The sequence below is a fragment of the Haladaptatus sp. R4 genome, assembly GCF_001625445.1.
In the GTDB taxonomy this organism is placed as follows: domain Archaea; phylum Halobacteriota; class Halobacteria; order Halobacteriales; family Haladaptataceae; genus Haladaptatus.
The window spans coordinates 802,394-824,585 of the sequence record NZ_LWHG01000011.1 but is presented as its reverse complement, the minus strand read 5'-3'; the positions used below and the strand labels follow the sequence as shown (position 1 = coordinate 824,585).

The window sequence follows — 22,192 nt, the reverse complement described above, 5'->3', positions numbered from 1 at the left end:
GTCCCTTGGGGAAGCGGTGTAAAACGGGTTAGAGGGTGACGTGCCCGAGGTCGGCTTCCAACTCGTCCACGTACTCGTTGAACTCCGCGACGAAATCACGGAAGTCGTCGGCCAGTTCACGCACGTCCGGCGCGGAGGGCGGTTCGTACTGCGAGACGAGATACGTGCCGCCCTGACCGCCGACGCGAAGGTACGACGCTCTGCTCTCCTCGCGTTTCAACTCCCAGCGCTTGCCGTTGACGCGGGCCGTGAACGTCCCGTAGTCCACCCCGTCGTAACGGTGGAGTTCACCGGCCATCACGTCCGCCACTTCCCGAATCCGTCCGACGACGCGGTCCCGTTCGGAGACGACCGTGTCGGTGGATTCGACCGCGGGAAAGTCGATTTCCACGTCGTCCAGCACGCCTTCCTTCGATCGAACGAAATCGTTGTACGCCCGGACGAACGCGTCGTAGTCCCGCATCGCCGTGGCGAGTTCGTCCGGGTCCGGCGGTTGCTGGGACGAGACGACGTAGGTTTCGCCGCCCGCTTTCCCTTTGAATCGAAGGTACTGGACCGTACCCGCTTCGTACTTCAGCGTCCACTTCCCGGCGTTCGTCTTGAACGTCTCTTGGCCGTAGTCCCCTCCCTGAAGCAACGCGAGTTCGCGCGCGACCGTGCCCGCGTGGTCCGTGACCGCGGCGACGACTTCGTCCCGCTGTCCCGCGATCTCCTCTGCACTTGCGACGTCGAAATCGACTCCCTCGGTCATGTTGATGGAGCTAGGGATGGGAGGGGGATAACGGTGGTGACTCGGTGGGTCGAACCGTTCCGCTCGTCGGTGTCGTTCGACGACATGTGAACACGAATGAATATGAATCGGAACAGTTACCATGGGAACCGACAGACAATCGTGTCCATGTCACCCGACGACAGGCCCATCGCGGAGGACGCCTACGACGAACTGGCGGAAGCGTACAGGGAACACGAAGACGACCCCTACTGTTCGGATTTGGAATTTCCCGCGATGGTAGACCTCGTTCCGGAGGTGGAGGGAAAACGAATCCTCGATGCGGGGTGTGGCTACGGACGATACTCGGAGTGGTTGCTCGACCACGGAGCGGACGTCGTCGCTTTCGATACGAGTGAGAAGATGGTCGACGGGGCGAGAGAGCGCATCGGTGACCGAGCGACCGTTCTCCGAGGGGACATGGAACGGCCGCTCGACGTCGCGGACGACGACGCGTTCGACGGCGTCGTCAGCGGTCTCTCGCTCCATTACGTGGAGGACTGGCGGCGACCGTTCGCGGAGTTTTCCCGCCTCCTCCGACCGGGAGGTTCCTCGCATTTTCAGCCCATCATCCGCTCGACGACTACCTCGCGTACGAGGGCGTGAACTACTTCGAAACCGAACGGGAGCAAATGACGTGGACGAGTAGTGGTGGAGACGTCGACGTCCCGTTCTATCACCGACCGTTTTCGGAAATCATCGATCCTCTCCTCGAAACCGGCTTTCGACTGGACGAACTGGTCGAACCCACTCCGACGGCGACGTTCGAGGAGAAAAAGCCGGGGTCGTACGAGAAACGGCTGAAGCGACCGACGTTCGTGTGTATTCGAGCGTCGAAACGGTAGCACACGGTTCGGCGGAACTCGTGTATCGTAAGCGTATGCGAAATGCTCCGCTCGTCGGCGTTGAGTGTGGGGATAAGAATGGGCCGGCGCGAATTCGAATCGCGGTTACGGCCACCCGAAGGCCGAAGGATACCAGGCTACCCCACCGGCCCGCATTCTGAAGATGGCGAGGGGTACCTTTAACGCTTCCGAAGTCAGGATATCTCCGCCGCTTCGTCCTCGACGTATTCGACGGCCTCCGTGGGGGTATCGACCGGGTGAACGTTCGGCACGTCGTGGGTCGTCAACCCGGCGGTCGGACGGTCGAACACGCCCGCGAAACCGAGTTCGGAGAGCGTCCCCGACCCGCCGTCGATGGCGATGACCGCATCGCCGTTCATCACGACGAGAGGGTTCCGTCCGTGACCCAGTCCGGTCGCGATGGCCACGTCAACGTACGGATTCGCCGCGTCGCGGTCGGTCCCCGGCAGGATTCCGACCGTCCGTCCATCCGCACCCTGTGCGCCGCGACAGGCGGCCTCCATGACGCCGCCGAGACCGCCACAGACGACGGTGTGGTCCCGCTCGGCGAGCAATCGGCCGACTTCCGTCGCCAGTTCCGCTTCCGTCTCGGTGACGGTTCCGCCGCCGATGACGCTGACCCGCATGGTCAGTATTCCGTGTACCCCCGCGTGTCGAGATAGTTGTGTGCGACCGTCATCGCGTGGTCCCCGTGGAGGAGTTCCGGACCGAGTCGAACCCGTTCGTCGGACTCGTTGGCCAGCAGTTCCGCCTCCTCGTCCGTGAAGTCGCCGTGATCAGAGAGCACGAACAGCGGGTTCTCCGGCGGTTCGAGGTCGACGACGGGCGTCCCCTCTTCGTGGAGTTCGACGACGGTGGAATTCCGACTCGCCTCGGAGAGGATGGTTTCGAAGTCGCGCTTCGAGATGAACACGCCGGGCGTGCTCTCGGCTTCCATGTGGCCGATGGCTTCCCCCTTCGCCTCCAGCGCTTTGCGAACGAGCGCCGCCGTGCTTCGCTCGTCGGGGTTGAGTCGGCGGAGTTCGCTCCCCTCGAAGCGAATCGTCAGCTCGTCCTGGAGGACGAGGAAGCATCGAACGTCGCTTCGAAAGTCGTGCGAGAGGAAAAACGCGCTGTTGACACACCGACAGAGGGCGTCGAGTCGCCCTGCGGCGCCCGCCAAGTCGTCCAGCGAGAAGTCGGGCGTCGTCGGGGCGTCGTGACCGAGAACGATGAACTGTCGCATACGGATAGTCGTCTCGGGGGGTGTAAGTCGCTTCTGAACGCGGGCGCGATCAGTCGCCCTCGCCGAAGTGTTCGTAGGCCCAGCCCGCAGTCGAGGTGAGCCGCTTCATATAGGCGATGAAAAACAGGAGAATCACTTCGGTCCACGTCAGCGTCGCCACCTCTGTCACGCTCTTGTAGAATCGAATCGGATGTGGGGGGAGATAGTTTCGCGGGTTGAGAACGCTCGGCTTCTTGACGCGGCTCGGATGGTAGCGTTGCATCTGTGCTCGGCCACGACCCAGTCGGAAGTGCTTTTTCAGGAGGGACGTGAGAGACGAGCGAGCGGGGTGATACATCGTGATCGCGGGCTGGTAGTGCTGACCGAACCCGGCGTCGTACACCCGGTTGCCGAACTCCTGGTCCTCGCCGGAGAACAGACGCTCGTCGAAGTTGCCGACTTCGTCGAACACTTCACGTCGGGTAAATAGACAGCCCGTCCCCGAGAACTGCTGTTCCTCGATGTACTTCTGGATGGGGAAGCCGAAAATCTGGTTGTACTTCGCGGTGAGGGTGTCCTTTCCGTCTTCGACGTAGATTTCGACGTTACAACCCATGTAGTCCCAATCGTTGGATTCCATGGACGCGATGGCGTGTTCGAGCCACGTTTCCTCGACGGTCATGTCGGCGTCGATGAACGCGAGGATCGATCCCTCGGACTCGGCGACGCCCGTGTTACGGGCCGCGGCGGGACCCTGCACCTCGTCTTCGACGAGCAACTGTACGAGATCGGGATACTGCTCTTCGTAACTCCTGATGACATCCTGCGTGTCGTCCGTGGAGCCGTTATCCACAGCCAACACTTCGTACGCCGCTTTTGGATACGTCTGGTCGATGACGGCATCGAGCGTCATGCGAATGCCCCTCGGGTCGTTGTAGACCGGAATGATAACAGAGATAAACGGCGGCTCGGAAGGCATATCGTCACACTGCGTTAGCATGCATATAGCCCCTTCGGTTCCCCATATGCACAACGTACAATACTGCCAACACGACGTTGCATTCCAAACGCGCATCGAATAAATCTTTCGCGGGAGGGGTTCCCATGGGACAACCTTGTCAAACTCCTCACACTAATTGGAGGGGGGATAGCGGGGGGAAGACGGCGGTGGCGCTCGAAGTCGTGGACGCGATGTCCCGGGGACTGCGCGTCGTAATCGAACGACTACCGGCTACCGAATCCAGTTCCGATAACAGACAGTTAATTCCACTCCGAAACGAAACTCATTCTTCATTATTTCGGTTAATAACCATATAGTAAGGAGACATGTTTCGGTATCTGATGGTACGTCAGTCGAGTGATTCGAGATTGACGTTCACAGATCCGAAGGAAACCATGACAGTAGCTAACAACGGAAGTGAGCGATGAAACGAAATCGGGCACGAGTCGGATTAGTACTCGCCCTCCTCGTCGTCGTCTCGTCGATATCGTTCGTCGCGGCGACGGCACCGCAGTCACAGACGTCTGCGGACGACGGTTGGGCGTCCGACCGCGCCGATTCGGGACGAACCGGTGCGACGAACGATACGGGTCCGGCCCCGTACGCGACCGAGGACTGGAGCACACAGTTCGGTGCGCGTGCCGACTCGGGGGCGGCCGTCGTGAACGGAACGGCGTACGTATCGATAACGACCAACGCCGAACTGCCGCCGAGGGATACGTCGTCGCGTACGACGCGGAGACCGGCGACCAACGCTGGAAGAGCACGACGGTCGGTGCGGCGACCGGCGCGCCCGCCGTCGACAACGGGACCGTGTACGTCCAAACGCGCGGCACGCACGCCGATGATTACGACCACAACGGCGGTCTGTACGCCCTCGACGCCGCGACCGGCGAAGTCCAGTGGCGCGTCAACAACTCCGCCCAAGCGAGTCCGATAGTCGCCGACGGCGTCGTCTACGTCGCAAACACGGCCTACGACGCGGAGACGGGCGACGAGCTTTGGTCCGCGTACGGCCAGCGAATAATCGGCGTCGTGAACGGGACCGCGTACGCACAGAACGGCACGACTGTGTCGGCGATGGACGCGTCGAGCGGAGCGCCGAAGTGGAACGTGTCGAATCCCCATGCGACCGAGGGCTTCGACAGCGCCGTGACGAGCGACCGCATCTTCCTCACCGCCGAAACCGACGGTGACACACAACCCGTTTACGCGCTCTCGACCGACGACGGAAGCGTCGTCTGGACCCACTCGGTGGCACGCGCCGATAGCACCGAGAGGGACGAGATATCCGAACCGGCGGTCAGAAACGATACCGTGTACGTCAGCACCCGTGGAGACGGTCACGGGACTGTGTACGCCCTCGACGCCGCAACTGGCGACGAGCAGTGGACGTACGACACGGCGGCGGACCATCTGTCGGCACCGACGGCCACCAACGACTCGGTGTACGTCGGCGGACGCCATTTCACCAGACACAGCGACAGACCGGCGTCGCCCGCCATCTACTCCCTCGATGCGAGCACCGGCCAGGAACAGTGGAACTACTCGGTTAGCGAGTCGAGCCCCCTCGTCCCGTACGCACCTGTCGTTGCCGACGGGAAACTCTACGTGACCGTTCACGAGTGGCTCGGCGTGCTATCGGAGGAGAGCGAACTGCACGTCCTCGAATCGAGCGACCACAGGCCGTCGCTCGACCATCAAGTCGCCGGAGACGAGATGGACGCCCCGAACGTCATCATCGAGACGTCGCCGAAGAACGCGGCAAACCGGACGTTCCACGGGAACCGCACCGTGACGCTCCACGCGAACGCATCGACGGCCGATAGCGACGAAATCATCAGCTACGAGTGGGACCTCGACGGCGACGGAGCGTACGAGACCACCGGCCAGAACGTCACGGTCCACACGGACTTCTGCGATCAGCGGACCATCAGGGTCCGGGTCACCGACGACGACGGCCTCACGGATACCGACTCGATAACGCTCACTCGCGACTGATTTTCCCTTCTTCTTTCGACGCAATCGGAAACCGGTTTACCGCGTGACTCCCACGGATGAGACATGGACGTACTTTCGGCGGCGCGGCGGGTCATCGCGGAGGATCCGGTGTGTGATGCCTGTCTCGGTCGCCAGTTCGCCGACCGAAGTTTCGGGCTGACGAACACCGAACGTGGCCACTCCCTCCGGGTTGCGGTCGCACTGGAGGACGACGAGGATTTCGAGGAACCCGACGAGGAGTGTTGGGTCTGTGAAGGACTCATCGACGAGTTCGATGCGTACGCGGAACAGGTCGCGGAGGCCCTCGCTGACGTCGAATTCGAGACGTATCAGGTCGGAACGCGGGCACCACCGCTCGTGGAGGAAAACGAAATCCTGCTCCGCGAATTGGCCGAGTTGCCCGAGGATACCGGTGAACTGTTCAAGTCCGAATTCAACCGCGAGGTCGGCAAGCGCGTCGGACGACTCACCGACACCGAAGTCGATTTCGACCGCCCGGACGTGCTGGCGCTCCTGAACCTCGAACGCGGCGACGTGGACGTGCAGGTGAACCCCGCCTTCGTCTTCGGCCGCTATCGAAAGCTGGAACGGGACATCCCCCAGACGAAATGGCCCTGCCGCGAGTGCGGCGGGTCGGGCAAGCAACTAGCCGAGGGCGGCGGCGAGGAATCCTGTGACTACTGCGGCGGCAGCGGTTTCCTCTACGACGAGAGCGTCGAGCAACTGACGACGCCGCCCGTGCTGGAGGCGATGGACGGCGAGGAGGCCATCTTCCACGGCGCGGGCCGCGAGGACGTGGACGCCTTGATGCTCGGGACGGGACGCCCGTTCGCCATCGAAGTCAAGAAACCGCGACGGCGGCGACCCGACACCGACGAACTCGAAGCGGAGATCAACGAGTTCGCGGACGGAAAGGCCGAAGTCGATACGCTCACCCTCGCCACGCACGACATGGTCGAGCGCGTGAAGGGATTGGATGCGAGCAAGACCTACCGCGCACAGGTGGAGTTCGACGAGGCCGTCACGGAGGAGGACCTCGCGGCCGCCATCGAGGAACTGGACGGCGCGACGGTCGATCAGTTCACCCCGAACCGGGTGGACCACCGCCGGGCCAACCTCACGCGCGTCCGCGAAGTCTACAGTATCGAGGGACACATGGACGACGAGCGTCACGGCGAAGTCGAAATCCACGGCGAGGGCGGCCTCTACATCAAGGAACTCGTCAGCGGCGACGAAGGGCGAACAGAGCCGAGTCTGGCTGGACTACTGGGCGTCGACGCGGAAGTCACGGCACTGGACGTCGTCGCCGTCGAGGGCGAGGACGAGATATTCGGCCACGACGACTACTTGAAGGAGTAATCCACGAGGAGGGAGTATCCGACCCATCGAATCCGACTGACGGTCCTCATTTTGACTCTGTTGCGATTCTAGTTGCTGAGGGGCAGTCGTTGAATCCCCCGCCCGCTACACAAAGAGGTGTTTGATGGCTTAGCGACTGCAGTTACTGGGAAAACTACCTCGAAAGCCCCCGCCCGCTCGTGGTCGTTGCACGGGATATTTTGGCCTCTCCGCGCTGGAAGAGCGAAGCTCTTCCAAGCCCTCGTTCGCTTCGTTCACGAGGACACCGCACGGCCAAAATACTGGCCCGTGCAAGCGACCACGGTAAACGCGAGCGACGACCCCTTTCAGTCCCACCCCGACGGCACCGCCACCACGCCACACGCCTCCCCAACCGACTCCTCGCTCACGCTCGTCATCCCTCGCACGACAAATTCCGGAACAGCGCAACCGACCGCTGGTCGCGCTGTTCGTCAGCGCGCGCCATCCGCTGGACGAGCTGGGCGCTACTGGCCAACCGCATGGCGCGCGAGGTCTTCGTGAGCACCGCGAAGAATGGCTCGTCGGAGCGTGTCTCCGACGGTGGACGAGCGACCATAGGGAGCGAGGAGGCTGGGGAGGCTCGCGGTGCAGTAGCGGTGCGGTATTCATGCGGCTCGGTAACTGTGGTCTGAGAATAAGTGGTAGTCTCTCGAAGCGAACAGGTGAAGACTTTCGGAGCCTGGCACTCAACAATCGCAACTCATCTTCTTAGTAACCACACCAAAAACGATTGTAAAAATCACATCCCTTCCGTCGGTGAATCAGAAACGACCATGGTGTCCCACTCCCATCGTCCGGTCGTGTTCGGTGTAGACGAAGCGGGGCGCGGGCCGGTGTTGGGGTCGATGTTCGCCGCTGCGGTCGCGGTTGACGACCCCGCGGCCCTCCCCGACGGTATGGACGACTCGAAGAACCTCCCGCCGGAGCGCCGGGAGGCGCTCGCGGCGGCGATTCGCGCGGACGAATCCATCTCGGTCGGCGTCGCCGAGATCACGACGGAGCGGATCGACGACCCCGAGACAGACATGAACACGCTGACCGTCGCGGCGCACGTCGAGGCGATTTCGCGGGTCGCCGCCGACGGAAACGGAAACTGCGCGCGCGGAATCGTGGACGCCTGTGACACCAGCGAAGCGCGGTTCGCCCGGCGGGTTACGGCGGGTGTCGAGGAGCGGGGAGGTATCGAGGGTACGGTCGAAATCGAGGCGGAGCACGGGGCGGACGAAACCCACGCCATCGTCGGTGCGGCGAGCATCGTCGCCAAGGTCGAGCGAGACGCGCACGTCGCGCGACTCGCCGAGAAACACGGCGGGGTCGGCAGCGGCTATCCGAGCGACCCCAACACCCGAGAATTCCTGCGCGAGTACGTCGAAGCCAACGGCGAACTACCAGGCTGTGCCCGAACCTCGTGGCGGACGAGCAAGGACGTGCTGGCCGCCCGGGAACAGTCGGGACTCGATCAGTTCTGATTTTCGACGGTCATTTGCCGACCAGCGCCGACACGGCACGTTTGAGCGGCGCGGATTTCGAGGGCGCGTACTCGCCGACGAGGTTCGTCAGGTCTCGCCGGAACGGTCCCGGATCGTCCCAGGAGAAGTAATCGAAGTTCGGGTCAGTGGCCAGTGAGAACAGGACGCGAGCGACGGCGCTGGGAACCGACGGGCGTTCGACGTGGTCGTAATCGTCGCGCAGCAGGCTGACGAGGTAGACGAGTTCGCCCCGAAGGATGTGGCTCCCCGTGCCGACCGTGTAGCCGTAATCCGGTTTTCGAACCCCGTTCGCGAGTTGATAGTAGCGATACGGGAAGTCCACGCCCGCGTGGACCCCGAGTTGTAGCGATCCCCAGAAGCGCGGGTTCACTTCGAGTAGCTTGAACCCGCCGTCGCGCGGGTCGTGACGGAACTCGACCATCGCGGGGCCGTGCCAGTCGAGCGCCGACAGGAGCCGAACGCCCTGTTCGTGAAGCGTGGGGATCGACACGGCCCGCCGAAAGACGCTCGCGCCGCCGGAGTAGGTGTAACTCCGGATTCGTTGGTGCTGGAAGGTGACGACCGGTTCGCCGTGGTCGAAGAGGGCGAAAAAGCCGTACTCCGTCCCGTCGGGGATGCACTCCTGGACGATTGGGACGTGGCCCATCTCGGCGATCAGGCGGTCCTCGTCGGGGGTATCGAGTTCGTCCGGATCGCCGGAGACGAACCGCACGCCCGGATACTGCGTTCGGTTGTCGCGGACGAGCACGGTGTACCGGGATTTCACGACCGTGTCGTCGCGCCAGTCGTCCCACTCCGTGAGGAGTTTCGTCTCCGGAATCGGAATCCCGACCTCCTCTGCCCGCTGAAACAACTGATTCCTGTCGCGGGCGGACTCCATCGTCTCGAAGTCGGGCCACGGCGTGCCGACGTGCTCCGCGAATCGCTCCCGATATTTCGAGAGGACGTAGCTCTCGGGTTCCCGGAGCGGAACGATGGTCTCCACGTCGGGCCGTTCCGCGAGCGACAGCAGTCCGTCCCGATACCCCTCGATGCCGTCGATCGGTGCGGGAAGGGACGCGCGTTCGTCGACGTACTTCGACGCGAACGCGGGAGATTCGGGGGATTCGGAGGCCGCGATGACGGGGATTCCCTTCCGGCCGAGCGAACGGATGCACGCGAGGCTACTTCCCGCCGCGATGGCCGGGACGACGACGCTCATGCGCTCCGGTCCTCCGCCCGCGTTTCCTCCCCCGCGACGTTCCCGTTCACCACGTCGTTCTCACTCACCTCGCTTTCACCGTCTTCGACGGTCGCCAGAAACGCATCCACCGCTCCCGTGACTTCGCCGTACACCCGCCGAAACGTGGCTCTGTCGGCGTCGTACGGGTCCTCGATTTCGAACTCCGGGGAGGCGTCGAACGACCGCGCGAAGTAGGCCTTCCCGAGCGCGTCGGGGTAGTCGCGTTTCAGATACCAGTAGTTCCACGCGTCCATGAGCAGGACGAGGTCGCTCTCGCGCAACATGGTCTCGTCCACGCACTGCGAACGGTGATCGGACAAATCGACGCCGAGTTCTCCTGCGGCGGCGACCGCCGCGTCGGGACTCGACCGGCCTTCCTTTTCGATGAATCCGGCCGAGCGAACGGTCGAGCAATCGAACGCCGACGTCTGCAGTCGCTCACGAAGATATCGCTCGGCGAGCGGACTGCGACAGATGTTTCCGAGGCAGAGAAACAGAACCGCCGGTTCTGGCGGGAGCGACCGCACCGCACGTGCCGTGTCCCGTGGCTGGGCGTCCGGCCGCAGGCGCAACCGCTCCATCTCCACGGCGACCCGTCGTCTGCCGTGCTGGAGGTATTCCAACATCGTCCCCGATTCCACGCTGTGGTGGTTATAAGGGACGCATCGTTTCGGGAGTAGACGGTACCTACGGTGGCCACAGGAGATGATTACATTGGGTGACGGAATACGGCCACTCGTTTTCGAAAAAAGGCTTCGTCAGCGGTAACCGAGTTCGTTAGCAGAAGGACTCACAACCCTCGTGCGTGCAACAGCCGCTCGGCGTCGTAACACAGTTTCCGTATTTGTACCCGGTTATCGAGCAACCGAGGGTCTGACAGCATCTGACTTCGGTCTGATAACATCCACACATGCTGTTTTCCGTACAACCACAGTCATCTGACGGGTTGTGGTTACAGCCGCCGTACCAGCTCGTATCGCAGTTTCGCTGAACAGTCACCCCGTCGTCGTTCGTCGTGATAACCGTGGCTGACTCTTCGTCGGCGTCGGGTTCGACCAGCGCAAAACTGCGGTCGAGTTGTGGTTCCACCATGATACGGAGCCTGCTATCCGCGAGTCGCTTGATTATCTGCACTTGCGTCGTCAGCGTCCCTTTGTGGTCGTACGCGAGAACGATGACGCCGTCGTCCACCTTACTGCTGTCTTGATGGGGGAGGATTTCCTCGATACCGAGCGAGTTCACGTCGGCATCCGCCAGCAGTCCACGGGTCGAAAGCGCACGTAGCAGTTCTCCTCCCGTCTCTTCGACCGCTTTGCGGGCGACTTCGGGCGACTCGTGCTTCTTTGCAAGCTCGTGAAGCCGCTCCTCGGCCGATTGCGGCTCGGCTGCGGAAGTGACCCTCGAAACCAAGGGAAGTGCAGCGAGCGATGCGGCGATACCACCGGAGGAACGGAGGAATCCCCGTCGTTTCGTCTTCGTCTCCGACGCCGTTTTTGTGACGTCTCGTAGCACGTCGCTCCGTTTGACGTCCTCGTTCGTATCTCGATCAGACATTGCAACTTCAGATGGATAGTCTACACAGATAAATTCTATTTCTAGATTGATTAATTTTATATAAATTTATATCAATGTATTTGTTTATATCACAGATATTATCTTCACACAGCCGAGAGCCGGTCGAGATCGACTACTACAGCACGACCAAAATTCGAAGAAAACGGTGAGAAGTTAGACAGCTTATCGGTCCGTCAGCAGGTAGCGCAGGATGTCACCGTACGCCGGTCGCGTCACCAGCACGCCGATGAGGACGCCGAGGATGGTGATGAGGGCGAACCCTTGCAGGTCACCGAGCGAGAGGACTGCCAGCGGACTCATTGCGATGATGGTCGTCGCGGCGGCGGCCCCGATGACCCAGAACGCCTTGCGGAAGCGCGATTGGAAGACGCGCGAGGAACTGACCTTTCCTTCGCTCATCACCTCGTCGGCGATGATGATGAGGTCGTCCACCCCGGTCCCGATGACCGCGATGAATCCCGCGATGTGCGAGAGGTCGAGCGGCAAACTGATCGCCGCAGCGAAGCCGAGCAGGATGAACACCTCGGAGAGGGCGGTCAGGATCATCGGCAGGGCGACCTCCTTCTTCCCGTAGCGGATGAAGACGACGCCGCTGACGGCCAGCACCGCCGCGATACCCGCGAGGAGCGAGTAGAGTTTGAACTGGCTCGCCAGACTCGGCGCGAGGTAGGTCGTCGAACCCGCCTGCGTGTCGAGTGAGGCCGGGAGCGCACCGGCCTGCAGGTTGATCTGGATCTTCCGCGCCTCGGAGGCGTTGTGACCGGTCGTAATCGTAAACGTCGGATTCTTCTGGAAATCGCCGTTGTTGATGGAGCTTGCGAGACCACCCATACTCACGCCCGACACTATTTTCCCGTCGGTTTCCGTGTAGAGACAGTATCCCGCCTGGTCCGGGGACTGCCCGGGATAGTTACAGGAGAATGTTCCCTTCGAACTGGTGAATCCGCGATCCTTCATCACCTTGGAGAAGTACTTCGCACCGCCGTCGGTGAGCGAGACGCTGACGCCCCACGTTTGGTCCCGTTGGCTCTGTTGTGCAGGCCCGACGTTGGTGATGTTCTGTTTGGTGATCACCGTCGTGTTCGCGGTGCCGTTGTCCGTCGGATAGTGGGCGACGATGGACACTTGACCGCGGTGGGTGACCAATTCCTGCATCTCGGACTGGTTCGCGTTCGGCATCTCGATCTGGATGTAGTGGTCGCCGTTCGCGGCCGTAACCTGCTGGACGCGGCCACCGGCGAGTCCGGCCTTCGAAATCTTGTCGCTCAACACCTTGACGATTTCCGAGCGCGTCTGTGCGGTCACACCCTGTCGAACGGTGCCGTACTCGACGTTCGCGCTGTCGAGCGCGGATTTCAGCTGTGCCGGTTTGACGTTCTTCGAGTACACCTCGATGGTGCCGACAGTCGCAGACTGCGTGGCCCGGAACTTCACGTCCGCCTGACCGACGCCCTTGATGTTGCTGGCGACGCTCTTCTGGAGGTCGGTTTGGGACGTTCCGTTGGCGATGTGTACCTGTTCGGCGGTGACACCGTTGACGGGCGCACGGATTTGCGTCCCACCCGCCAGGTCGAGCCCGTACTTCAGGTTGGTCGGACCGGAAGAGGTGGCGTTTGCGGAAAGGCTGTTACTGTTCCCACCCTGCGGGACGAAGAGCGCGAACGCGCTCCCGAGCAGGAGGATGAGGAGCAACCCGGTACGCCAATGGTCGCGGATGCTCATCGCGCCACCCCTTCGTATTTGTACCAGCGAAGGAGGCTCAAGTTGAGCATGTAGGTGTTCATGAGGTCGGTCGCCAGTCCCATCACGAGAATCACGCCGATGGACGTGAGAAGCCCGATTTGGAAGAAGGCGGACACGAGGGTCATCACGACCATCGCGGCAAGCGAGGTGACAGTCATCGTCACACCGGTCCGCATCGCGCGATAGGTGCTCTCGTAGAAGTCACCCGAGCGCCGGAGGACGTGATTGTTGAGCAGGATATCCGAGTCCACGCTGTAACCGATGAGCATCAGGAGCGCGGCGACGGTACCTAGTGAAAGCTTGATGCCGAACACGTCCATCAACGCGAGCGGAATCACGATGTCGCCGAACGCGGAGATGACGACGGCGATGGAGGGGACGAACGAGCGAAACATCAGGAAGACGATGATGCTCATCCCCACGAACGCCGCGACGATACCGTACAGCGCGAGCTGCTGGGCACCCGCTCCGAAGTTCGCGGACGTACTCTGCACCGAGAGTACCTCGTATCCGTTACTCTGTGCCTGATTCGTCAGCGAGTTCGTATCAGTACTTTGGAACGAAACGAGGTACACGTTGTTTTGCGATGCCGACGGCGTCACCGACGCGACCTGAGAATCGAACGACGTCTCGATGTGATGTTGGGACGCGGTCGTCTGAATTCTCATTTCCGTTCCGCCTGTAAAATCGATGCCGGGCGTCACTGGTGCGCCGGTTGCCATGTACCAACCGGCGAGGACAAGCAACGCCAGCACGAGAATGGCGAGGGGAACCCCCGCTAATTGCCGATTCGAGTACCGGGTGTAATCGACCTCCGGTACTTGAAACTCTACCATAACGGATGGGTCCGGGACGGCCCTGAATAAGCTTTCTTAATTACTACGGCCAAAACAGTCATGCGAAACGGGAGTGTAAAAGGGAAAAAGTCGTACGAAGGCATAATTGTCTCGCGCTCCTCTACATCACTATGGCGACAGAAAACGCACAGCAGACGGGCGAATCGGCGACCCGAGTCGTCGTCTCGTATCCCGAGGATCTGAGCAGTTGGGGGCAATTTCAGATCGGAACGAGGCATTTCCTCGCGTACCTCCGGAAGACGAAGGATCACGTCCAAGCGGGCGACGTGTGGGAGGAGTTCCTCGACGTGGGCTGTTGTGGCGATACACTCGACGTCCCGCTCCGCGTCGAGTCCGTGGAAGGCGGCGAGCGGATGGGACCGGAAACCGAAATCGTCTACGAGGTGCGGGAAGCCTGTGGAATTCGCGGCGGGTGGCAGGTACAGAGCGCTGGCGGCCCGAACGAGATTTAAAACCGCTCGTCGAAGAACGTCTCGACGTCGGCCCGCGTCGGGGACGTTCGCGCCCCGGCGGCCATCGACGTGAGCGCGCCACAGGCGTTGGCGAACTCCAGCGCCCGTTCGTAGTCGTCCGAATCGAGCAAGGTGGTGATGAACCCCGCCGCGAACGCGTCGCCCGCGCCGGTCGAATCCACCGATTCGACGCCGAATCCGGGGTGGGTGTAGACGCCATTGGTCGTGTCGACCCGCGCGCCGTTCCGACCGTGTTTGATCACGACGACCCGCCCGTGGAGTTCCGAGGAGGGGTGTTCCAAATCACGGTCGAGAATCGTCGCTGCCTCTCGGTCGTTCAGAAAGACGATGTCGGAGTAGGCGAGCGCCCGCGAAAAGTCCCGCTCGGCGAGGCGACGGCCGGGGTCGAAACTGACGGTCACCCCGGCCTCCGTCGCGATTCGTGCCAGTTCCGCCGCCGTGTCCGGTCGTTGGCTGGTCAGGTGGAGGTGGTCGGCCGCACGGACGTACCCGGGTTCGATGTCGTCCGGTGCGATGGTTTCGTTTGCACCCTCGTTGCCGAGCACCATCACCTCGCCACTTTCGTCCACGATCAGGTACTTCGTCGTGGTCTCGATGCCCGCTACTTCGAGGACGTGCGTACAATCGACGCCCGCGCTCGTGAGTTCGCGCTGCACCAGCAGACCGTTGTCGTCCGAACCGACGCTCCCGACGAGGCCGGTCGAAACGTCCATTCGAGAGAGTGCGACGCGACGTTCGCTGCGCTCCCGCCGCCGGAGCGCTGTTGTGAGGTGATGCGCGCTTCTCCGTCGGGTTCGGGTAAGGCGTCCACTCTGAGCGTCACATCCCAGTTGATATGTCCGGCAGTTACGACGCGAACTCCCCCGGCGCGGTTCGTGGACGGCATACCGTTCACGTTCCTCGGCAGGAGTAAAAAATCCCGACGACTTAGCCCGTGATGGCGAACAGGATGAGGTTGTGTGCACCCGGCCCAAGTCCGACGGCGGCGACGACGCCGAGCAGGAGATAGCCCTCGGTCGGTTCGCTGGCGACGTAATCCGCGAACAGCAGGACGACGAACTCGGCGATGGCGAGTTTGACGAGGACGAACAGCCAGCCGACACCGAGCGAATCCCCGGCGGGAATCGAATGGGCGATTTCGAGGATGGCCCGCGAGAGCGGCGTCTGCTCCCCGAACCCGAGAACGTCGATGCCGACGGCCGTCGAGACGCCGTCCAAGGCGTGTGCGAACAGCGTGAGGACGCCGACCGCACCCGTGATGATGGCGACATCCGGATAGAAGAACTGCGTCGCGGCCCAGAGCATTCCCGTCAGGATGACCGCGACGACGAGCGCCACGAACGGCCAGAACAGTCGAAGGCTGTCGTGTTCGATGCCGAACCACAGCGCGACGACCAGGACGAGTGCGACGCCAACCAAACCGCCGCTCGCGAGCGCACGCGGGACGGGAGTTCGAAGTTGATGGATCGCGAGTAGCCAAACGATTCCCGCCAGTACGAACGTCGTGAGATAGACGGACGGCGTCCCGAACAGTGGATCGATGACGTCGGGAACCGGGGAGTTCGGGAGTTGATGCAATGCATTGAATCCCGCGCCGACGACCATCCACGGCGCGAGCGATACGACGGTTCGTTCCCCGATAGTCGGCTCCGCCTCCCAGAGCAACCAGAGAACGGCACCGACCGCCAGCAGAAGCGGAAGAAGATACAGCAATGGGGGGAGTGCGAACCCGTCCGGCAGTACCATACTCGGACACGCGAACGGAGGTGTGGAAAGGTTTGCGGTCTGTGCCACTTTCACATCGACGATTCGTTAAATCGTGTTTCGTCCGTCGACAGCGGCTAACGGCGGGTATCGAGCGCAACCGCTACGTGTCCCCATCGATGGAACCGTCGCCGGAAGTATCCGCATCGGCGGCGTCGGCGTCGGGAGAACCGCCGTCGACGGAATCGTCGTCGACGGAATCGCCGTCGGAATCGGACCGTATTTCGTCGAGGAAGGTTTCCGCTGGTGGGATCTCGACGTATCGCACCTCGTTCGACCGTTCGTCGTGTTCGATGAGTCCGTGCTCGCTCAGTTTCGGGAGGTGAACGTGAAGCAGTCGGTGCCGTATCCGCTCCTTTGACTGTGCGCCCCCGTCAGCTTCCGACCGGATGGCGTCGACGAGTTCCGGGACCGAACTCCGGTTCTCGGACGTGGACGACAAATGACCGAGGAGCCTGCGGCGATGGGAGTCGGCCATTACCGTCAGGATGTCGTCGATGGAAAGCGGGGGACGTCGGTGAGAATTGGTTTCCTCCATTTCGGATCCGTTCGGGGGATACTGGACGCACCAAATTCAAAAATAAGGTTGTTCGAACTGGGCATTTATAAGTGGAGGCGGAGGTGACAGGTCATTCACGTTTGTCGTCGCTCTCGGGATCGAGGAGCGTCTGTTCGAGGAGCGATTCGTTTCCGCGTCGAATACGCTCGGAGAGCGCCTGCTGGCTGATATCCAGTTCCGCCGCCAACTCATCGAGCGTTACACGACTCGGCGTGGAGAAATAACCGCGCTGTAGCGCGAGGAGCAACGCTTCCCGCTGGTTCTCGGTGAGCGACAAGGAAAGCTGGTTCTTCCCCGCCTCCCGAAGGGTATAGATCCGCCCGAGGGTGTACTCGATGTCGTTTTCTAGACTGTAGTTGTGGAACTCGGACAGATCATCGTACGAGGGAAAGAGCAGTTCGAACGACCAATCCTCGCCGTCGTATCCCTCCGCGGACCTGATGATGCCGTTCGTTTCCTGAAGTCCTTCGAGGAACGCTTCGTCGGGAATCTCCCAGTCCATGAGATAGAGGACGCGGTCGTCGACGCGGTCGAGTTCCGTGAGGTCGTTGACGTACGACCCGGCCCGCACTCGCTCTTCGAAATCGGGCAAATCGTCCCCCCACGCCCAGAAAACCGGGACGACACGCGGTCCGACGGGGACGATTCGTTCGAATTCGATGTGGATCCGCGCGCCAGCGGTGAGGAGTTTTCCCAGCGGGAAGTCGAACGGTTTCAGGGTGAGTTCGGCAACGACCGCCATGATACTGTCCCGTATCTCGTTTCTACTGGCTTAACGACTTGGGCACCGCTATCGTTCGTCCCACGGTTCACCCTTCTGTTGGTCCCCGAACATCTCCCGCATCAGCGTCACGATGCTCTCGGGCGGGAACTGTCCTCGTTCGGTCACGATTGCGTCCACGTAGCGCGGCGGTGTCACGTCGAACGCGGGGTTTTCGACGCGGACGTTGCCCACGTCGTCGCGCTCGACGTCGGGGAGAATCTCGCGTTCGTCGCGCATCTCGATTTCCACGGTGTGGCCCGTCATCGTCCCCGGATGAAGCTTCAGGGTTTGCGCCGCGACCATGATCGGAACGCGCGTTCGCGGGCGTTCACGGCCAGCCCCGAGGTTCCGATCTTGTTGATGACGCTCCCGTCGGCGGCGATGGAGTCCGCGCCGACGAGGACGTGGTCGGTGTCGTCCAGATACCGGCGGGCCGCGTTGTCCACGATGAGCGTGACCGGAACGTCCCAGTCCCGGAGTTGGCGGGCGGTGATGTGACCCTGTTTTCGCGGTCGGGTCTCCTTGACGATGGCGCTTATCTCCTTGCCGTCGTCCAACGCCTTTCGCACGCAGGAGAGCGCATCCGTCGAGTGGCAGTGGGTCATGATGGTGTCGCCGTCGCGGAGGCGGTTCGCGCCGATCTGACCGAGGTTGTCCTGCGCCTGGTCGAGGTCCAATCGGAACTCCTCAACGGTCGCCATGACGCTCGCGCGCAGTTCCTCGACGGTATCCCCTTTCATCCCGTGCAACACGTAGCGCAGCGCGTTCGGAAGGCTCACCGCGGTCGGTCGGGTTTCGTGGAGTCGTCGCGCGGCGGCCCGGATTTCCGCTCGAAACGCGTCCGGCGTGTCGGCCTCGCTGGCCTGCGCCTGCTCGCTGATGGCGGCCGCTGCCGCGTCCGCGATGGTCGCCGCCCCGCGGATCTCCATCTCGGAGATATCGTCCGCGGCGGCGGTGACGGCGGGCGTGATGTCGGGGTCGTTCATGCGCGATACTACGCGGAGCGGCGGTAAAAACGATCGTGTGACCGAACGATCGTCGTGGGTCGGCGATACCGCGGAGGGTTACACCACGAAGTGATGTTTCGGCGGAAATTCTACGGTGGTGGCAATCGCACGGACCACATGGATATCGATGAGGCCGTCGCCTACTCGGAGTCGGTGATGCGCATCGCGGAACTCGTCGCCGCCTATCTGCTCGTCGGCTTGTTCGTCGTCGGTCTCCTGGATTTCGGGTTTCTCGCCTTCTCGTTTCTCCGTGCCGGACGTGCGACCGATCCGCGAACGCTGCTCGAACTCATTGACGTGATCCTCCTGTTGTTCATCGTCGCCGAGATTTATCGAACGATCATCGCCTACATCGAGTCGGAGGGCGAAGTCGGGGTCGTCCGGGCGACCGTGTACGCCGGACTCATCGCGCTCGTTCGGAAGGTTATCACCTTTCAGATGGACGGGTATGCGACGACGACCGACGCCGCAATCGCCGCCGGTTCGTACGCACTGCTGCTCGTCGGACTCGGCGTGATCTTGTGGGTGGTCTCTCGGAAATAGCGTAGTCGTTACTCGCACTACCTTCCGGGCCGACGGATCGAAACGATCCGATATCTCCCGTCGCCGACAGTGTCACAGTATCCCTCGATAGCGACACGGTTTTTTGCAGGGGTGTTGAAACCCGAGACAGGAATGCTCGACAGGAAGTACATTCGGGAACACCCGGACGAAGTACGGGAGGGTCTCGAACACCGAGGTGACGACGTTGATCTGGACGGATTTCTGGAGTTGGACGCCGAGTGGCGTGAACTCAAATCGCAGGGCGACGACCTCCGCCACGAGCGAAACGAGGTCAGCCGCAGCATCGGCGAACTCAAGCAGGAAGGCAAGGAGGAGGAAGCACAGGAAGCCATCGAACGTTCGAGTGCGCTGAAGGCGGATCTGGAGGAAATCGAGGAGCGTGCGAGCGAACTGGAGGAGGAACTCGAAGAACGAAGCCTCGAAATCCCGAACGTTCCGCACGAAAGCGTCCCCATCGGGGCCGACGAGGACGACAACGTGGAGGTCCGCCGGGAAGGGTTCGAGAACCTGCGCGAGTTGCCCGCCGACGTGGTGCCCCACTACGACCTCGGTGAGGAACTCGACATCATCGACGAGGAGCGGGCGGCCAAGACGACCGGAAGCGGTTTTTACTTCCTGAAGGGCGACGGCGCACGGCTCGAACACGCCATCATGCAGTTCATGCTGGACGTCCACCGCGAACAGGAGTACGTGGACATCTTCCCGCCGATCCCGATCAACAGCGACTCGATGACGGGGACGGGCCAACTGCCGAAGTTTGCCGAGGACGCGTACAAGATCGAGGGCGAGGACCTCTGGCTCTGCCCGACCGCCGAGGTTCCGGTGACGAACATGTACGCCGGGGACATCCTCCTGCGCGACGACCTGCCGCTGAAACATCAGGCGTACACGCCGAACTTCCGGCGCGAAGCCGGTGAGCACGGAACCGAGACCCGCGGCATCGTGCGCGTCCACCAGTTCAACAAGGTCGAGATGGTCAACTTCGTCGAACCCGAAACGAGCTACGACCGCCTCGATGCGCTCCTGGACGAGGCCGAAGAGGTCCTGCGACGCCTCGAACTCCCGTATCGGGTTCTCGAACTCTGTACGGGCGACCTCGGCTTCAAGGCGACCAAACAGATCGACCTCGAAGTGTGGGCACCCGGCGACGACATGGAAGACGGACCGGAAGCGGGCGGCCGCTGGCTCGAAGTCTCGACGGCGTCGAACTTCGAGGATTTCCAAGCGCGGCGGGCAGGGCTTCGCTACCGGCCCGAGCGCCACGAATCGGCCGAATACCTCCACACGCTGAACGCCTCGGGCCTCGCGCTCCCGCGCGTGATGGTCGCCATCCTCGAATACTACCAGAACGACGACGGCACCGTCACGGTGCCCGAAGCGCTCCGCCCGTACATGGGCGGCACGGAAGTCATCGAGGGTCACGACCCCGTCGGCGAGAGTGCCCTCGGATCGGGCGAGCGGGACTGAGCCGTTCGACCAATTCGTATTGTTCGATTTGTGCAATACTGTTTTAGCCGTCACCGTCCAAGTGTCCCGTATGGGGAAAACGTTCGTCGTCATCGGTGGTGACGCTGCGGGAATGAGCGCCGCGAGCAAGGCAAAGCGGGACGACCCCGACCTCGAAGTCGTCGTCTTCGAGAAGGGGGAGTGGGTTTCTTACGGTGCCTGTGGGCTTCCGTACTACGTGAAAGACGACATCGAGTCGTTGGACGACCTCGTCACGCTCACTCCGGAGGCGGTCGCGGAACGCGGCATCGATCTGCGGCAGAACCACGAGGTCGTCGATATCGACCGGAGCAGGATGACGGTCACGGCCGTCCACGACGGTGAGCGGATCGAACAGTCGTACGACGACCTGCTCGTCGCGACCGGGGCGCGGGCGGTCGTCCCGCCCATCGACGGTGCGGAGTTGGACGGCGTGTTCACGCTTCACGGCATGGAGTCGGCGGCGACCGTCAAACGCGCCCTCGCGCCAGCGGCGGGAGTACCGGGCGACGAATTCCGCGAAGGGTACGGGGCACAGGTGCACGAGTACCTCGCCGCGACGTCCCCCGCCGTCGGCATCATCGGTGGCGGCTACATCGGCCTGGAGATGGCCGAAGCGTTCGACGCCCGTGGTCTGGACGTCTCCGTCTTCGAGATGTTACCGCACGTGCTCGCCCCCTTCGGGGCGGACGTCGCCGAGGAAGTCGAAGACCACCTCGAATCGAACGGTGTCTCCCTCTCCCTCGACACGACGGTCGAACGCATCGTCGGCGATGACGGTCGCGTCACCGGAATCGAAGCGGGTGGTGAACAGGTTCCGGTGGACGTGGTGCTGGTGGCGACCGGCATCGCACCGAACGCCGAACTCGCGGAAGAGAACGGGATCGAATCGGGCGAGACGGGTGCAATCGCGACCGACGAGTACGGACGGACGAACGACGACCACGTCTTCGCGGCGGGCGACTGCGCCGAAGCGCGCAACGCCGTGACGGGGTCGCCGGACTACGTTCCGCTCGCGTTGACCGCGAACCGGGCAGGACGGGCAATCGGGCAAACGGTGACGGGAGAACCGACACCCGTCGGGGACATCGTCGGGACGGCGGTCGTGAAGGCGTTCGACTCGAAGTCGCCCGGACGGGTATCATCGACCACGAGATAGCCGAAGCCGCCGGGTTCGACCCCGTTTCGCAGGTCATCGAGCAGGAATCACGGGCACACTACTACCCCGGCGGGTCGCCGATAACGGTTCGGTTGACCGCCGACCGCGAGTCCGGTCGCCTCCTCGGCGCGAGTATGGTCGGTCACGAGGGGGTCGCACAGCGAATCAATACAGCGGCGACCGCGCTCCACGCCGAACTGACCGTCGAGGAGGTCGAGTACCTCGATCTGGCGTACGCACCGCCGTTCGGTCCCGTCTGGGACCCGATACTCACGGCGGCGAAAGTCCTTCATGGGAAACTCGACAAATAG

General features: G+C 62.3%; 21 protein-coding genes, 1 tRNA gene and 3 pseudogenes. 9 read left to right on the top strand and 16 right to left on the bottom strand.

Features of this window, described 5'->3' with window-relative positions:
• Window positions 1–28 precede the first annotated feature (28 nt).
• Window positions 29–751 (bottom strand): hypothetical protein, encoded by a 723-nt coding sequence (locus A4G99_RS07845; RefSeq protein WP_066141585.1) that lies wholly within the window; start codon window positions 749–751, stop codon window positions 29–31.
• A 147-nt stretch (window positions 752–898) separates the two neighbouring features.
• On the opposite strand from A4G99_RS07845, the gene A4G99_RS28650 reads away from it, so the two are divergent.
• Window positions 899–1,375, top strand: coding sequence for a class I SAM-dependent methyltransferase (locus A4G99_RS28650; protein ID WP_255359059.1), 477 nt, complete (start codon window positions 899–901; stop codon window positions 1,373–1,375).
• A complete protein-coding gene (locus A4G99_RS28645) occupies window positions 1,372–1,614 on the top strand; it encodes a hypothetical protein (RefSeq protein ID WP_255359058.1) in 243 nt (80 codons plus the stop codon). Before A4G99_RS28650 ends, A4G99_RS28645 begins: the two co-directional genes overlap by 4 nt.
• Before the next feature lie 79 nt (window positions 1,615–1,693).
• Here A4G99_RS28645 and A4G99_RS07835 read toward each other — a convergent pair.
• The 4 genes from A4G99_RS07835 to A4G99_RS07820 form a co-directional block, all read right to left on the bottom strand.
• Window positions 1,694–1,766: transfer RNA gene (locus A4G99_RS07835), tRNA-Pro, on the bottom strand.
• 42 nt (window positions 1,767–1,808) lie between these two features.
• Complete coding sequence (locus A4G99_RS07830; protein ID WP_066141582.1) at window positions 1,809–2,261, bottom strand: TIGR00725 family protein; 453 nt, start codon at window positions 2,259–2,261, stop codon at window positions 1,809–1,811.
• A gap of 2 nt (window positions 2,262–2,263) precedes the next feature.
• On the bottom strand, window positions 2,264–2,860 hold the full coding sequence (gene trmY / locus A4G99_RS07825) for a tRNA (pseudouridine(54)-N(1))-methyltransferase TrmY (RefSeq protein ID WP_066141580.1): 597 nt from the start codon (window positions 2,858–2,860) through the stop codon (window positions 2,264–2,266).
• Window positions 2,861–2,909: 49 nt separating this feature from the next.
• The gene (locus A4G99_RS07820) at window positions 2,910–3,818 is read right to left on the bottom strand and encodes a glycosyltransferase family 2 protein (protein WP_082837731.1); all 909 of its coding nucleotides are present in this window, start codon (window positions 3,816–3,818) and stop codon (window positions 2,910–2,912) included.
• Between the two features lie 438 nt (window positions 3,819–4,256).
• Between A4G99_RS07820 and A4G99_RS07815 the strand changes: the two genes are divergently transcribed.
• Window positions 4,257–5,840 carry a PQQ-binding-like beta-propeller repeat protein gene (locus A4G99_RS07815; RefSeq protein ID WP_066141577.1) on the top strand — a complete coding sequence of 528 codons (1,584 nt, stop codon included), beginning with the start codon at window positions 4,257–4,259 and terminating at the stop codon, window positions 5,838–5,840.
• 63 nt (window positions 5,841–5,903) lie between these two features.
• Entirely contained in the window at window positions 5,904–7,199 is a 1,296-nt protein-coding gene (locus A4G99_RS07810) for a tRNA pseudouridine(54/55) synthase Pus10 (protein WP_066141575.1), read from the top strand.
• Window positions 7,200–7,593: 394 nt separating this feature from the next.
• Here the strand turns inward: A4G99_RS07810 and A4G99_RS28640 are convergent, their stop codons facing one another.
• Window positions 7,594–7,725: a hypothetical protein gene (locus A4G99_RS28640; protein ID WP_255359057.1), complete on the bottom strand. Its 132-nt coding sequence runs from the start codon at window positions 7,723–7,725 to the stop codon at window positions 7,594–7,596.
• Window positions 7,726–8,020: 295 nt separating this feature from the next.
• On the opposite strand from A4G99_RS28640, the gene rnhB reads away from it, so the two are divergent.
• On the top strand, window positions 8,021–8,689 hold the full coding sequence (rnhB, locus tag A4G99_RS07805) for a ribonuclease HII (RefSeq protein ID WP_394337442.1): 669 nt from the start codon (window positions 8,021–8,023) through the stop codon (window positions 8,687–8,689).
• Between the two features lie 10 nt (window positions 8,690–8,699).
• Here rnhB and A4G99_RS07800 read toward each other — a convergent pair whose 3' ends face one another.
• The 5 genes from A4G99_RS07800 to secF form a co-directional block, all read right to left on the bottom strand.
• Entirely contained in the window at window positions 8,700–9,911 is a 1,212-nt protein-coding gene (locus A4G99_RS07800) for an ATP-grasp domain-containing protein (protein WP_066141567.1), read from the bottom strand.
• A complete protein-coding gene (locus A4G99_RS07795; protein ID WP_082837764.1) occupies window positions 9,908–10,558 on the bottom strand; it encodes a protein tyrosine phosphatase in 651 nt (216 codons plus the stop codon). The genes A4G99_RS07800 and A4G99_RS07795 overlap by 4 nt, the downstream gene beginning before the upstream one ends.
• 151 nt (window positions 10,559–10,709) lie before the next feature.
• A complete protein-coding gene (locus A4G99_RS07790) occupies window positions 10,710–11,486 on the bottom strand; it encodes a hypothetical protein (RefSeq protein ID WP_066141562.1) in 777 nt (258 codons plus the stop codon).
• Window positions 11,487–11,669: 183 nt separating this feature from the next.
• On the bottom strand, window positions 11,670–13,229 hold the full coding sequence (locus A4G99_RS07785; protein ID WP_066141557.1) for a preprotein translocase subunit SecD: 1,560 nt from the start codon (window positions 13,227–13,229) through the stop codon (window positions 11,670–11,672).
• Window positions 13,226–14,086 carry a protein translocase subunit SecF gene (gene secF / locus A4G99_RS07780; protein ID WP_066141555.1) on the bottom strand — a complete coding sequence of 287 codons (861 nt, stop codon included), beginning with the start codon at window positions 14,084–14,086 and terminating at the stop codon, window positions 13,226–13,228. The genes A4G99_RS07785 and secF overlap by 4 nt, the downstream gene beginning before the upstream one ends.
• A gap of 131 nt (window positions 14,087–14,217) precedes the next feature.
• Here secF and A4G99_RS07775 point away from each other — a divergent pair, with 131 nt between their 5' ends.
• Window positions 14,218–14,559 carry a hypothetical protein gene (locus A4G99_RS07775; protein ID WP_066141554.1) on the top strand — a complete coding sequence of 114 codons (342 nt, stop codon included), beginning with the start codon at window positions 14,218–14,220 and terminating at the stop codon, window positions 14,557–14,559.
• Here the strand turns inward: A4G99_RS07775 and A4G99_RS07770 are convergent.
• The 5 genes and pseudogenes from A4G99_RS07770 to A4G99_RS07750 form a co-directional block, all read right to left on the bottom strand.
• A pseudogene (locus A4G99_RS07770) lies at window positions 14,556–15,466 on the bottom strand (carbohydrate kinase family protein). The gene A4G99_RS07775 and the pseudogene A4G99_RS07770 overlap by 4 nt on opposite strands.
• A gap of 41 nt (window positions 15,467–15,507) precedes the next feature.
• On the bottom strand, window positions 15,508–16,326 hold the full coding sequence (locus A4G99_RS07765) for a DUF63 family protein (protein ID WP_066141551.1): 819 nt from the start codon (window positions 16,324–16,326) through the stop codon (window positions 15,508–15,510).
• Window positions 16,327–16,447: 121 nt separating this feature from the next.
• The gene (locus tag A4G99_RS07760) at window positions 16,448–16,882 is read right to left on the bottom strand and encodes a hypothetical protein (protein ID WP_066141549.1); all 435 of its coding nucleotides are present in this window, start codon (window positions 16,880–16,882) and stop codon (window positions 16,448–16,450) included.
• Window positions 16,883–16,973: 91 nt separating this feature from the next.
• The gene (locus A4G99_RS07755; RefSeq protein ID WP_066141547.1) at window positions 16,974–17,645 is read right to left on the bottom strand and encodes a helix-turn-helix domain-containing protein; all 672 of its coding nucleotides are present in this window, start codon (window positions 17,643–17,645) and stop codon (window positions 16,974–16,976) included.
• Between the two features lie 48 nt (window positions 17,646–17,693).
• Window positions 17,694–18,652, bottom strand: a pseudogene (locus A4G99_RS07750) (ribose 1,5-bisphosphate isomerase).
• Between the two features lie 138 nt (window positions 18,653–18,790).
• On the opposite strand from A4G99_RS07750, the gene A4G99_RS07745 reads away from it, so the two are divergent.
• The 3 genes and pseudogenes from A4G99_RS07745 to A4G99_RS07735 all read left to right on the top strand — a co-directional run bounded on the left by A4G99_RS07745 (window position 18,791) and on the right by A4G99_RS07735 (window position 22,192).
• Window positions 18,791–19,216, top strand: a complete 426-nt coding sequence (locus A4G99_RS07745; protein ID WP_066142437.1) for a phosphate-starvation-inducible PsiE family protein — start codon at window positions 18,791–18,793, stop codon at window positions 19,214–19,216.
• 132 nt (window positions 19,217–19,348) lie between these two features.
• The gene (serS, locus tag A4G99_RS07740; RefSeq protein ID WP_066141544.1) at window positions 19,349–20,704 is read left to right on the top strand and encodes a serine--tRNA ligase; all 1,356 of its coding nucleotides are present in this window, start codon (window positions 19,349–19,351) and stop codon (window positions 20,702–20,704) included.
• Between the two features lie 70 nt (window positions 20,705–20,774).
• Window positions 20,775–22,192 (top strand): annotated as a pseudogene (locus A4G99_RS07735) (FAD-dependent oxidoreductase).